General features: G+C 62.3%; 12 protein-coding genes. 2 read left to right on the forward strand and 10 right to left on the reverse strand.

From position 1 onward, the window contains the following. Positions 1-20: 20 nt before the first annotated feature. The 4 genes from CJEIK_RS10265 to CJEIK_RS10280 all read right to left on the reverse strand — a co-directional run bounded on the left by CJEIK_RS10265 (position 21) and on the right by CJEIK_RS10280 (position 5,081). Positions 21-1,907, reverse strand: a complete 1,887-nt coding sequence (locus tag CJEIK_RS10265; RefSeq protein ID WP_005292130.1) for a uroporphyrinogen-III synthase — start codon at positions 1,905-1,907, stop codon at positions 21-23. 146 nt (positions 1,908-2,053) lie between these two features. Further along, positions 2,054-3,133 (reverse strand): hydroxymethylbilane synthase, encoded by a 1,080-nt coding sequence (gene hemC, locus CJEIK_RS10270; protein WP_005292132.1) that lies wholly within the window; start codon positions 3,131-3,133, stop codon positions 2,054-2,056. Between the two features lie 8 nt (positions 3,134-3,141). Then, positions 3,142-4,635: a glutamyl-tRNA reductase gene (locus CJEIK_RS10275; RefSeq protein ID WP_034964058.1), complete on the reverse strand. Its 1,494-nt coding sequence runs from the start codon at positions 4,633-4,635 to the stop codon at positions 3,142-3,144. Positions 4,636-4,793: 158 nt separating this feature from the next. Further along, complete coding sequence (locus CJEIK_RS10280) at positions 4,794-5,081, reverse strand: glutaredoxin family protein (RefSeq protein WP_005292135.1); 288 nt, start codon at positions 5,079-5,081, stop codon at positions 4,794-4,796. Between the two features lie 84 nt (positions 5,082-5,165). On the opposite strand from CJEIK_RS10280, the gene CJEIK_RS10285 reads away from it, so the two are divergent. After that, positions 5,166-6,422, forward strand: a complete 1,257-nt coding sequence (locus tag CJEIK_RS10285; protein WP_248623838.1) for an HAD family hydrolase — start codon at positions 5,166-5,168, stop codon at positions 6,420-6,422. A 97-nt stretch (positions 6,423-6,519) separates the two neighbouring features. On the opposite strand, the gene CJEIK_RS10290 is transcribed toward CJEIK_RS10285, so the two are convergent. The 5 genes from CJEIK_RS10290 to CJEIK_RS10310 all read right to left on the reverse strand — a co-directional run bounded on the left by CJEIK_RS10290 (position 6,520) and on the right by CJEIK_RS10310 (position 10,588). Further along, positions 6,520-6,621, reverse strand: a complete 102-nt coding sequence (locus CJEIK_RS10290; RefSeq protein WP_003855542.1) for a 30S ribosomal protein bS22 — start codon at positions 6,619-6,621, stop codon at positions 6,520-6,522. Between the two features lie 286 nt (positions 6,622-6,907). Then, on the reverse strand, positions 6,908-7,108 hold the full coding sequence (locus CJEIK_RS10295) for a helix-turn-helix domain-containing protein (protein WP_005292138.1): 201 nt from the start codon (positions 7,106-7,108) through the stop codon (positions 6,908-6,910). Positions 7,109-7,431: 323 nt separating this feature from the next. Next, positions 7,432-8,298 carry a pyrroline-5-carboxylate reductase gene (gene proC, locus CJEIK_RS10300; RefSeq protein ID WP_005292140.1) on the reverse strand — a complete coding sequence of 289 codons (867 nt, stop codon included), beginning with the start codon at positions 8,296-8,298 and terminating at the stop codon, positions 7,432-7,434. A 146-nt stretch (positions 8,299-8,444) separates the two neighbouring features. After that, positions 8,445-9,527: a DUF2157 domain-containing protein gene (locus CJEIK_RS10305; protein ID WP_005292141.1), complete on the reverse strand. Its 1,083-nt coding sequence runs from the start codon at positions 9,525-9,527 to the stop codon at positions 8,445-8,447. A gap of 125 nt (positions 9,528-9,652) precedes the next feature. After that, a complete protein-coding gene (locus tag CJEIK_RS10310) occupies positions 9,653-10,588 on the reverse strand; it encodes a Ppx/GppA family phosphatase (RefSeq protein WP_034964063.1) in 936 nt (311 codons plus the stop codon). Positions 10,589-10,621: 33 nt separating this feature from the next. Between CJEIK_RS10310 and CJEIK_RS10315 the strand changes: the two genes are divergently transcribed. Next, positions 10,622-11,578, forward strand: a complete 957-nt coding sequence (locus CJEIK_RS10315) for a DUF3109 family protein (protein ID WP_050760798.1) — start codon at positions 10,622-10,624, stop codon at positions 11,576-11,578. A 6-nt stretch (positions 11,579-11,584) separates the two neighbouring features. Here the strand turns inward: CJEIK_RS10315 and CJEIK_RS10320 are convergent, their stop codons facing one another. After that, entirely contained in the window at positions 11,585-12,277 is a 693-nt protein-coding gene (locus CJEIK_RS10320; RefSeq protein ID WP_005292147.1) for a response regulator transcription factor, read from the reverse strand.

Raw genomic sequence — 12,277 nt, forward strand, 5'->3', positions numbered from 1 at the left:
CCCGCGCCCGGACGGGCTTGTTAGGCCCCGGTGTCCTTCTTCTCGTTCGACTTTTTACGACGCCGCCTCCGCTTCCGCGGAGGCGGAAGCTGTCCCTTAGCGCGCAGGTCAGCCACGTGGTCAGCGAGGGCGTCCACAAGCTCCGGCACGCCAGCGGCCTCGGGCATGACGTCGACGCGCAGGCCATGCTCGCGAGCGGTCTGTGCAGCCATCGGCCCGATGCAGGCGATGATGGTGCGCGCGTGTGGCTTGCCCGCGATGCCCACCAGGTTCTTCACGGTCGAGGAGCTGGTGAAGCAGACTGCGTCGAAGCCACCGGTCTTGATCATGTCGCGGATCTCCGGGCTGGGCGGGGCGGCGCGGACGGTGCGGTAGGCCACGACGTCCTCCACGTCCCAGCCGAGTTCGATCAGGCCGTCGACCAGCACGTCGGTGGCGATGTCGGCGCGCGGCAGCAGCACGCGGTCAACCAGATCCAGGTCCGGATCGTGGGGCGGGAATACATCCACCAGACCCGCGGCATTGCGTGCATCATCCTTCGGCAGCAGTTCCGGGGTGATACCCAGGTCCTTCACCGCCTGCGAAGTCTTCGGCCCCACCGCCGCCACGCGCACACCTGCCAAGGCACGAGCGTCTAGCCCAAATTCGCCCAGCTTCTCCCACACGGCCTTCACTGCATTGACGCTGGTGAAGACGATCCAGTGGTAACGGCCGTCGACCAGGCCCTTAATGGCGCGCTCCATCTGCACGGGGCTGCGCGGTGGCTCGACGGAAATGGTGGGCACTTCCACGGGGATCGCGCCGTGAGAGGCCAGCCGGGCACTCATGGGACCCGCCTGATTCTTGGCGCGCGGCACCAACACCGTCCAGCCGTACAGGGCGCGGTTTTCCCACCAGGAGTACTTGGAACGGTTACCCACCTGGGAACCGAGCGTGACGATAAGCTCATCGGGCAGCTCGCCATCCTTGGCGGCCGGACCAGACTGGGTAGCGATGGACTTCAGAGTGTCCAGGGTTGCATCGTAGCTGCGTTGGCGACGCGTAGTGCCGTGCAGCGTAACGGTCGCCGGGGTGGCTCCGGCGATGCCGCGAGCCTTCAGCTCCTGCGCGATGGTTGACAGGTCGTCCGGGGCAGCAGTGAGAATCAGCGGCAGCCCGGCAGCCGCCAACTGATCCCAGTCGGTACCGCCGCGCACATCGGCCTCAGTGACATCTGGGCCGAGGCCAATGCCAGTAAAGGCGGGAACGGCCACGGATCCGGTCATGCCAGGGATGACCTGGAATTCTACGGGGCTTGCCGCGACGTGCTGCAATTCGTTCATGACCGCTGGGTTGCTTAGCGGGTTGCCGGCGACAAGGCGGACCACGTCGTTGCCCGCCTTGGCACAGGCGACCATTTGCTCGGCCAGAACATCCGGTGCGACGGCTTCCGGCACCGGCTCGCCGTAGGTCTCTGTGCTCGCTTCAGCGCCAGCTCCGGCGCCAGTATCTCCGCCGGCCTCAGGCCCAGTCTCAGAGTCAAGCTCAGGGTCTGCGGCTGCCGGGGCAGCCAGCACGATCTCTGCCGCCGTCGGCGGGGCTGGACGCGGGGGACGGCGGCGCGCACCGGCATCCTTAGCGGCCTTCACCTTCGCTTCCCACTCCGCCTCAGCTGCATCCAGCTTCTCCTGCGGCACCGGCAAGCGGGTGGCGATGATTTTCTGCACGGATTCCAATACCGACGGATCCACCCACGCATGAGCGGTGGTCTCCAGAATGTCTCGTGCGCGGATGGTCAGCAGCTCCGGGTTTCCGGGGCCCGCGCCCACGAAGAGGATCCGGCCGCATCCAGTGGGTGCCAGGTCGGCGACTGTCGCCACTGCGGCGGAATCAGCGCCTCCTACCTGGGCATTTCCGGAATCGGTCATAGTGGAACTTTCTAACTTGTCGGGTCTGTAATTGGGGCTTAAAAATCTGCTTGGGGCAGCTGTGCGTGTGCCGCCCCAGCGGCTAGATGCACGGCGCCAGTGAAGTATGAGGTTGGGGCCCCGGAGGGGCGTCCAGATGAGAAAAGCTAATCGGCCTCGGCGACTAACTCGGCAGCACCGTCCTCGAGCAGTGCTCTACCTATGTCGATGCCTATAGCCCTGGCCGCGGCTATGCACTCGCGCCAGCGAGGCTCCTCGGCGGCGGGGAATCCCTCGTCCGCAGTCGGCTCCGGAATGTCGAAGCCGGCCTCGCCACTGCGCACCAGCTTGCGGGAGCCGTCCATGGCGAACACACCACCGAAAACGCGCAGGACGTAGCGCTTATCGGCGCCCTCCGCAGTGCCTTCCTGCTGCACCCACTCGGAGTACGCGGCAACTGGTGCAGTGCAACCGGCCTCCAAGGTGGAAAGCACGGCCCGCTCGGCAACGGCGGCCATGTGGCTGGGCAGGTGGTCCAGGTGGCGAACGGCCTGCCAGGCGGCCTCGTCATCCGCTCGGACCTCCACACTCAACGCACCCTGGGCGGGCGCGGGCATGATCGTAGACGGATCGATCGACTCAGCGGCGCGCTCCAGTTGGCCTACGCGCTCCAGCCCCGCACGGGCCAAAACGACTGCGTCTAGGTCCTTTTCCGTGCGTCCCATGCGGGTATCGATGTTTCCGCGCAAGGGCATCAGCTCCAGGTCCGGGCGAACCGCACGGATCTGGGAAACGCGGCGCGGGGCAGACGTGCCCACCTTGGCACCCTGCGGAAGCTCCAGCAGTGGCTGATTGTTCCGGCTGACCAGCACCTCTCGCGGATCCACCCGGCGCGGAACGACGGTACGAAAACGTGGATCCGGAGCGGTCGGCAGATCCTTGAAGGAGTGCACGGCCACGTCACACTCGCCGGCTTCCAGGGCCTTGCGCAATGTTTCGGTGAACACACCCACACCGATCTGTGCAACGGGAATCTGGGCCGCCTGGGAGGCATCGCCCGGTGTATGCACCAGGTGCAGTTCTGCAGCGTAGCCCGCAGATTGCATTCCGTCGCGGACGTGACTGGTCTGCGTTGTAGCTAGCGCGGACCTGCGGGTACCGATCAGGAAAGTGCGGTCGCCATCGGCCGTCTGGCGTGCGGCGGTGGCGTTGCTAGCGTTATTAGCGCTATTAGACGTAATGGACATGAAGAGTCTTAAGCCTCCCTCACTACCCGGCCAACGCGGGCAGCACTTGGAATTTGATCGGCACGGGCAGAGGTTCCCGCGGTCTGGGCTGCACTGGAGTCAGCCTGCCCCGGCTGAGTCACCGAATCCACCATCCCGTTGGGCAGGTTGAACAAAGCAGCCAACGCATCCGGGTAGCTAACCTGCTGGCCACCGGCGGAAAGCTTCTTGGCCTGCACAGTTGGGGTGTGCAGCAGCTTATCCACCACGCGCTTCATCGACTTGACCACAGCCGCGCGGTCGGCCTCCGACATGTCGGGAGTCAGCCGCTCCAGCGCCATTAGCTCCTCGGCCATGACCTCCCCGGCTTTCTGCCGCAGGGCCTTGACGGTGGGCACAACAGACTGCGCACGCTGTTGCTCCAAGAAGTTCTGCAGCTCGTCGGCTACGATCGCGCGAGCTGGGCTCTCGTCCTGCACCCGGTCACCGGCCATGGTTGTGAGCTCCTCAATGTTGAGGAGCTTCACCCCGTCGATCTCTGCCACGGAATGCTCGATGTCCGCAGGCATGGACAGGTCGATCATCACCTTCGTGCCACGGCGCCCAGCAACGCTAGCCACGCCGCCTGCAGCCCCTACGGCCGCGCGCACGTCCTGCTCGGTGACCACGTTGCCCACCGCACCGGTTGCAGAAACCACAATGTCCACGGCACTCAAGCAGTCGGCGACCCCGTCCAGCGGCACGGCGGAGGCATCTACCCCTGCCTCACGTGCGTGGTTGACCAGGTTCTCCGCTCGCGACAGAGTGCGGTTGGCTACGGTCGCATGGTCGATACCGAGCCTTCCCAGGTGGGTGGAAGCCAAGGATGCCATTGCCCCCGCACCGATAATCAGTGCACGGTGGCCGGCGAGAGGTTGGGACGAGGGGGCGTCATCAACAACAGCAGAAAGAGCGCGCGCTGGCTCGATGTAGCGCAGCGCCTGGTCCAGAGAGAAAGACACCATGGAAGCGCCCGCCGAATCGATGGCGGTTTCGGAGTGCACGCGCTTGCCCGTCCGCAGGGCTCGCTGCGTTAAGTCGTGCAGGGTGCGCCCCACTGTGCCGGTTTCGTTCGCGGACTGGTAGGCGCTGCGCAGCTGGCCGATGATCTGCTGCTCACCGATGACCATAGAATCCAAGCCGGAGGCGACCTTCAGCATGTGTTCTGCCGCGGAATCCGCGTAGTGCACGTACAGGTGTGGCTCCAGCTCGGCGGTTTGCAGCCCGGAGAACTGGGCGATCGTGTCCACCACGTGGTCCAGGCCAGAGTGGAAAGCGTTGGCGACCGTGTAGAACTCCATGCGGTTGCAGGTGGAAAGTACCAGCGACTCGGAGATCACGTCGTTATCCACAAGCGATAGCTGCATCTTCGGCAGATCCGCATCCGCGACCGTCGCCTGCTCCAACATGGTCACCGGAGCTGAGCGGAAAGACAATCCGACCAGCAACACCGACGCGGAACCAGTCCGGGTGCTACCACTCATAATGTCTTCATGCCTCCTGCGGGGATCACTTGGGGAACTGCTGCGCGGGGCTAAACCCCCAAGTAGTTACGAGTGTCTACGGTAGCCCTTAACCCACCCCGTTGCCAAAACGAGTTCTGAAGGCTGCTATATGGCGCACATTCTGCACCCTAGTGGCTCTAGTTCTGCTCTAACGCCGCGATCAGCTCGTCATCGTCGATTTCCCAACACGCGACCTCCTCGTCGTCGACGAGTACCACGGGAACGCGGTCGCCGAATTCTTGTGCCAATTCCTCTTTTTCTTTGGTGACGCCACCACGGTCCAGCTCAATCACTTCCACGGTCGTGCCGAAGCGCTGTGCGATGGGCAAGATTTGCTGATGCACGCGGGCGCAGGAGCCGCATGTCGAGCGGCTGATCAGCTGCACTCGCGCGGCTTGGGCTGGGGAAATACTGTCAGAGCTCATGGACGCCCATGCTACCCGCCACACGGCTTTGGGCTTCGCACTCTCAGCAGGGGACTCTCCCCGCTTTCGGGTAACTTTGTTTATGTGAATGAAGCGCCTGACCTAGAACCGTCGAACCGCCCCACCCCGGCTCCTAGCCGGAATGTGGGCGAGCGTGCGGAGTTTTGGGCGGAATTGCGTGATATTGGCAGCGAATGGCGTGGATACCTGCGTGCGCTTTCCTTGACCGCGCAGTCCTTCCTCCGCGAGTTCCGAGAGGAGCGCTTCGGAAAACCCAGCCACGAAGAACGCTCAGGCGATACTGAGCCTGCAGCTGTGGAGAAGGTGGCGTCCCGCCCAAAGAAGCAGGGCCACCCCACATCCACAGCGCAGAACATTCAGGTTGGGTACGGCACCGGCGCCCCACGAGCACTCTGGGAGCTCAGCGAGACACAGCTGGACCAGCTGGCGCACAGCTACGAGATCGAAGGCGACCAGCTGCGTACCGGACTGGCCAACCTGGAGGGCGCGGGGCTGTCAGCAGAGCACCCACGGCACCTGGACCACCCTGACCCTTCAATCCCGCAGGATGCCGGCGTTGGCGCTTTTTTCGACGTGGACAACACGCTGATCAAGGGTGCCTCGATCCTGCTTTTCGCCCGTGGCCTGGCGAAGAGGCGTTTCTTTACAGCCCGCCAGCTGCTGGGCTTCATTTGGGTGCAGATGAAGTTCCGGGCGCTGGGCAAGGAAAGCGCAGACGATATTGCCAGTGGCCGGGAGCAAGCGCTGGCGCTCGTTAAGGGGCGCAAAGAGTCCGAGGTTATCGCGATGGCCCAAGAGATCTGGGCGGCGACGATCGCGGAGCGCATCTTCCCGGACACCAAGGAGCTGGCTGACATGCACATTCAGGCTGGCCAGCAGGTGTGGCTAGTGACAGCCTCGCCGGTGCAGTTGGCGCAGATCATCGCTAAGGAACTGGGGTTTACCGGCGCGCTTGGCACCGTGGCGGAGGTAAAGGATGGCCGCTTCACCGGGCGCATGGTCGGCCACATGCTGCACGGTGAGGAGAAAAAACACGCCGTTATCGCCCTGGCCAACCACGAAGGCCTGGATCTGGAGCGCTGCACTGCGTACTCGGATTCCGTGAACGACCTGCCGATGCTTTCGACCGTTGGCACGGCCGTCGCGATTAACCCGGACTCCAAGCTACGCAAGGCCGCGCTGGAACGCGGCTGGGAGATCCGCGACTACCGGCGGATGCGTCGCGCACTCCGGCGCATCGGCGGAGCGTGGCTAGCTGTAGGGGTTGGATTGCTGGGCTTGGCTGGCGGCGCGGGAGTGTGGGCTTGGAAGCAGCGCTAGGGCTGGCTAGAGCTCGCCAGGAACGCAAAACCCACCGTGCCACGCCCTTTCGAAGGGCGCTTGCGGTGGGTTTCTTTCTATATGCGGCAGCGGAAGGCTACTTACCGAGCTTCCTACGCTGAACGCGGGTCCGGCGCAGCATCTTGCGGTGCTTCTTCTTGGACATGCGCTTGCGGCGCTTCTTGATGACAGAACCCATGGGGTGAGCCTCGTTTCTCTCGGTTAGTTATCGCTTACAAGTTAAAGGTCTGCTCCCCCACCGCCGGACCTTTTACGGCGGTAGAGAAGATGTGTCCTCGGATGCACGCTGCCTGCTAAAAGGGGCGGCCACAAGGGGCTGCCACGCAAGAGTTGTTTCACATCCGTAGACACGAATGTTCCACAGTTTAACCCCCTGCACCCTGGAGAAACAAAAATCCCCCATCACCGGGCGGATGACGAAAGCCATCTAGCGCCGAAAATGGGGGACTGTTGCGTCTCGCTAATTAGCCAGTCTGGCCGGGGTTGTACTCGGAAGCTCCGAGGTATGCCTCAACGGCGGATCCACGAACACGGAAGTTGCGACCGACCTGCACGGCGGGCAGCTCCTCCGAGTGGATGAGACGGTAAACAGTCATCTTCGACACACGCATCAGGTCAGCGACCTCCGCGACGGTCAGAAATGTTCCATTTTCGGTGTTAGCCATAGATCATCACTTTCTTTGCGCTCTCATGCGCTGCAGGCTTCCCCTCCTGCAGGACTTCACACGTGATCGCTCGCGAACCATCATAACGTGAAACGTGTGAATAATGTGCAACAAGGGTGACCATTGAGAGCAGATTGCTCCTTGTGGCCTACGCAACTCGAGGTACCACAAGCTCACGCCTGTTACCGAGCGTGACTGGATTGAACAGGCGTGATCTGTGTTAAACCGTTGTGTCTAAAAAGATCACTGAGGTCGCTCGGAGAGAGGGAGAAATTAACCCCATTTGGGCGGGGCTCACGCCTACGCACCGCCCACAGGGGCGCTTAACTATCGCCGTTGGCCGCGTTCGCACCCGGCTTCGGCGCCCCCAGCTCCTCAGAGCGATTCTTGCAGGCTTCCATGGCGCGGAAGAATGCTCCGCGGATGCCAGACTCCTCCAGTTCGCGCAGCGCCGCCGCAGTGGTTCCTCCAGGGCTGGTGACCTTAGTGCGCAGCACAGAAGGCGTATCTCCGCCCTCTGCAAGGTTTTGGGACATCATGGTGGCGGCGCCCTGCACGTTAGCGATAGCCAGCTTCTCCGCCAGCGGGCGGGCTAGCCCCAGCTGCACAGCAGACTCGATCATCGCTTCCACAACCAGGAAGATGTATGCCGGACCGGAACCAGAAACAGCCGTGACTGCGTCCAGCTCCTTTTCCTTAACAATGACAGCCTCGCCGACCTTGGACATGATGTCCTGCACCGTATTCAGCTGATCCTCTTCGGCAAAGCGGCCACCGGCGATGCCAATCGCACCCTTGCCAACCAACATCGGGGTGTTCGGCATGGTGCGCACAACGGTGGTGCCCGCAGGCAACGCGGACTCCATGGTGTTGATAGTCACGCCTGCCGCCAAGGAAACCACGATCGTGTCCTGGGAGTTGCTGTCCAGCACCTCGGCCACCTCGTCCAACACGATGGGAACGATGTTGGGCTTCACGCAAATGAATAGGATGTCGGTGCCTTCAGCGGCTTCGCGCCCCTCGCGGGCGGTGACCATACCGTACTTATCCTTGAGTTCGTCCAGACGCTCCTGCGACGGGTCCGCGACGATGATCTTCTTTGCGTCTGCGGCACCTTCGGTATCCGCAACAATTCCGGCGAGCAGTGCTTCGCCGATGTTTCCTCCGCCAATAATTCCAATTTGAGTCATATAAACCAGCGTGCCAGGATTGCCGGCTTCCTGCTACCCCGCCCTTTTAGTTCCCCGACTAGTTCCCCAAGTTTCGTTAGTTCCCCCTTCAATCCACGAAGGGCGCTGGTTCCCCAACCAGCGCCCGCCCACGGCATATGAGGCTTTTACAGCCCCTGAATTAGTCGCGGCCCGATCGTCAGCACCAAACCAACGACGGCGGCGAGAATCATCAGCAGCTTGTCGCGGTGGCGCAGCAGCGCGTGCACCAGTCCGACCAGCAGCAGCGTCACAGCGATGGCCAGCACCAACGCCAGAACCGCCGGAGCCTTGGCCCACACCAGGCTGAAGCCGAAGAACACTCCCACGCCCACGGCGATTGCCAGGATCGCCTGCAGGGCCATCATGGGCCAGGAGATCGTATCGTCTTCGTATTCGACAACTTCGCCGTCCTCGAGCGATTCCTCAAGCTGCGCGAACTGTGCGCGCTCGTCACTGGTGACCTGCGAATCCGACCTAGCTTCTGCCTTTGCCTGCTTCGCATTGGTCTTGACGCCCACCTTGTCAGCAGCGTCCGCCTCAGTAGACTTAGCAACCCCAGCGGCGCCGGCTGCTCCTGCTCCGCCCGCTACCGCAGCCGCGGTAGCCCCGGCCTTGCCGGGCTTCTCGGCCTTTTCAGCCTTGCCAGGCTTTTCGGCAGGCTTGATCGGCTTGACTTGCTTGGTTGCCTTCTTAGCCTCTGGCTTGACCTCTGACTTAGCCTCCGGCTCCGCCTTCGGCTTGTCGGCCACCTTGCCGCGTGCGACCTCACCGAAGGTCGGCTTTTCAGCCTCAGCACCCTTGATGCTCTGGGCATTCTGGGCGTCCTGGACATCCTGAGTGTCCTTGGCAGCAGCAAGCTGGCCGGTCTTTTCCTCCGGACGCTCCGGGGTGCGGCTTACGGAACGCTGATCCTGCTGGGGCTTCTTGCCCGGCGTCTCCTGCTTCTCGGGCTGCGCCGCAACATCGTCCTTGGCAGCGACCTTCGGAGCGGCCTTCTCTGCCGGCTTATCTGCATCCTTAACCGCAGACTTATCCGCAGTGTCATCGTCCTCGGTCTGGACTACTGGAATGGAACCCGTCAGCTCGGCAACGGAAACGCCGCCCTTTTCCAAGTTGCGGTGACGGCGTCGACGCCGGCCAGTGTCGGCAGAACCTGGTTCGCGCCCGTTACGGGCGAGAAGTTCGGCGACTGTCAGCTTCTCACTCATCCATTGATCCCATCACTTGATCACTTGCGGCGCAGCCTCATCTGCCCTCAAGCGTCACTTTAAACATATGTCTTCAAACACACTACTTTACTCCGCCATTTATATGCGGAAGCAACAGGCATTACTTAGGTTAGATTCGGATTGTGGTCGAGCTGGCGGAAGATCACGCCTTCACGCAGAGCCCAAGGGCACATGTGCAGAACATTAATATCCAACTTGCGCATCGCCGCCTCAGCAACCAGCGCACCAGCAACAATCTGGTGCGAGCGTTCCGCACTCACGCCCTCTAACTCCGCTCGGTCGGCGGCGGTCATGCGGGAGATAAACGCGATCAGCTGGCGCAGACCGGCCTGAGTCAAAGTGCGTTTTACTCGCGGACCAGCAGAGGAAGGCGCCGCGCCGGTCAAGCGCGCCAACATCCTAAAGGTCTTGGAGGTTCCCACAGCCAGGTCAATATCACCGGAATCCAGCAGCTTCTCCACCGGATCGTTCAGCTCTTCGTCGATGAACTCCCCCAGCTCTTTCACTTTCTTTCTCGACGGCGGGTCCGTATCGAACCACTCGCGGGTCAAGCGTCCGGCACCCAGGTTCACACTGCACGCGACGTCCGGATCCTCATCTGTACCGATAGACATTTCCAGCGAACCGCCGCCAATATCCAGGTCGCAGATGCGCCCGGCGGACCAGCCATACCAGCGCCGTACTGCAAGGAACGTCAACCGCGCTTCCTCATCCCCCGATAGGATCCGCAGGCGCACGCCGGTTTCTTTTTCTACCTTGCCCAGCACCTTCTCGGAATTCTCAGCCGAGCGCAGCGCGGAGGTAGCGAAAGGCAGCATGGCCTCGCAGCGGAATTGCTCCGACATCTCCTTGGCCAACGCCACCCCGTTGAGCAGCTTCTCCTGCCCCTTTTCATTGATGGCGCCCTTCTTGTCAAGGTATTCCACCAAGCGCATCGGAGTCTTCCAATTGCTCATTGGAGTCGGCGGTCCGCCGCGCTGTGCATCGACGACCACCAGATGAACCGTATTGCTTCCTACGTCAAGCACACCTAATCGCACGCACCCCAGCCTAATGCGTCTACGGTGGAACACGTGAATGAAACGTCTGCGGAGATTGAATCGGGCACCCCAAACAACGAGCTAGCCACCGGCTATCCGGAAGGCACACCCGCTGACCTATCTATCCGCGCGGGCCACGAAATGGCTGCCGACCACCCTCGCGAATGGCTGGAGTTCATCGACCCCGCAGATTCCGAGCACATCATCCAGGTGGATCTCACGTGGTTGCTGTCCACGTACCGCTGCCGGTTCGGCACCGAAGCCTGTTTGGGTATTGACGCCGAGAATCCGGACGTCGGCTGTTGCACCCACGGCGCATTTCTCACCGACGAAGACGACCGTGCGACCCTGCGGAATGTCGCGGAAAAGCTCACAGCGGAAGACTGGCAGAACCGCCCCGCGGAAATGGATGAATGGGAGGCGAAGGGGCGTCCACAAGAAAAAAGCGGCGACGACATCGAGCCGTGGCTGGAATGGGACGAGCTAGAAAACGACGAGGGCGAAATGGAACCCGCGTTAAAGACCGTCACAACAAACGGGGCGTGCATCTTCGCTAACCGCGAAGGGTTTCCTGCGGGGCGCGGCTGTGCGCTGCACGCCTGGGCACTACGCAACGACGTAGAGCTGACTGCCGCGAAGCCCGAAGTGTGCTGGCAGGTGCCGCTACGACGTCTTGAGGACTGGGAGACTCGCCCCGACGGGGTGGAAATGCTGCGCACAACCGTTACCGAATACAACCGCCGCGGGTGGGGTGACGGCGGCGAAGACTTTGATTGGTATTGTTCCTCCGACCCAAACTGCCACGCGGGCGGGGAGGCACTGTGGCGCACCGGGCGCGAGGAGCTGACGGAGCTGATCGGCGAAGAAGCGTACGAGGTACTGGCCGCGCACTGCGAGGAGCGGGAAAAACTAGCAAAAGTCTCCCCGAGTGGGTTCCCGCTGCTGTCGATCCACCCGGCGACGGCCGAAGCACGGCGGCGCGGGATTTAGGCGGAGTTAGGCCTCGAACTTATATCCCAGGCCACGGACCGTCACCAGGATCTCCGGTCGGGAGGGGTTGCGCTCGATCTTGGAACGCAGGCGCTTAATGTGCACGTCCAGGGTCTTGGTATCTCCGACATAATCGGCGCCCCACACGCGATCGATCAGCTGGCCGCGGGTCAGCACGCGGCCGCTGTTGCGCATGAGGTACTCGAGCAAGTCGAACTCCTTCAGCGGCATTGGAACCTTCTGCCCGTCGACGGTGACGATATGGCGCTCCACGTCCATCATCACGCGATCCTCCTGCAACACCAGGCCGTCGTCGTCGGGAGCCTCGACCTCAACCTCGCCGCCACGGCGCAGAACGGCGCGGATGCGGGCGATCAGCTCGCGGGCGAAGTAGGGCTTGGTCACATAGTCGTCGGCACCGAGCTCGAGACCCACGACCTTGTCGATCTCGCTGTCGCGAGCCGTCACCATAATCACCGGCACGCTGGAGGTCTGGCGCAGCTGGCGGCATACCTCAGTCCCGGACATGCCGGGCAGCATCAGATCCAACAGGATAATGTCGATGTCTTCCGCAGCGAAGGTATCTAGCGCAGTGGGACCGTCCGGGGCCATGAAAACCTCGAAACCTTCTTTTTTCAGCAAAAATGCCAGAGGTTCCGCCAAAGACTGCTCGTCTTCGACAATCAAAACGCTCGTCAC

Origin of the sequence: Corynebacterium jeikeium, assembly GCF_028609885.1 — a bacterium.
Lineage (GTDB): Bacteria > Actinomycetota > Actinomycetes > Mycobacteriales > Mycobacteriaceae > Corynebacterium > Corynebacterium jeikeium.

Bases quoted from the DNA above. Each gene is read 5' to 3' on its own strand.
- CJEIK_RS10265 (WP_005292130.1), bottom strand. From the start codon at position 1,907: ATGACCGATTCCGGAAATGCCCAGGTAGGAGGCGCTGATTCCGCCGCA.
- hemC (WP_005292132.1), bottom strand. From the start codon at position 3,133: ATGTCCATTACGTCTAATAGCGCTAATAACGCTAGCAACGCCACCGCC.
- CJEIK_RS10275 (WP_034964058.1), bottom strand. From the start codon at position 4,635: ATGAGTGGTAGCACCCGGACTGGTTCCGCGTCGGTGTTGCTGGTCGGA.
- CJEIK_RS10280 (WP_005292135.1), bottom strand. From the start codon at position 5,081: ATGAGCTCTGACAGTATTTCCCCAGCCCAAGCCGCGCGAGTGCAGCTG.
- CJEIK_RS10290 (WP_003855542.1), bottom strand. From the start codon at position 6,621: ATGGGTTCTGTCATCAAGAAGCGCCGCAAGCGCATGTCCAAGAAGAAG.
- CJEIK_RS10295 (WP_005292138.1), bottom strand. From the start codon at position 7,108: ATGGCTAACACCGAAAATGGAACATTTCTGACCGTCGCGGAGGTCGCT.
- proC (WP_005292140.1), bottom strand. From the start codon at position 8,298: ATGACTCAAATTGGAATTATTGGCGGAGGAAACATCGGCGAAGCACTG.
- CJEIK_RS10305 (WP_005292141.1), bottom strand. From the start codon at position 9,527: ATGAGTGAGAAGCTGACAGTCGCCGAACTTCTCGCCCGTAACGGGCGC.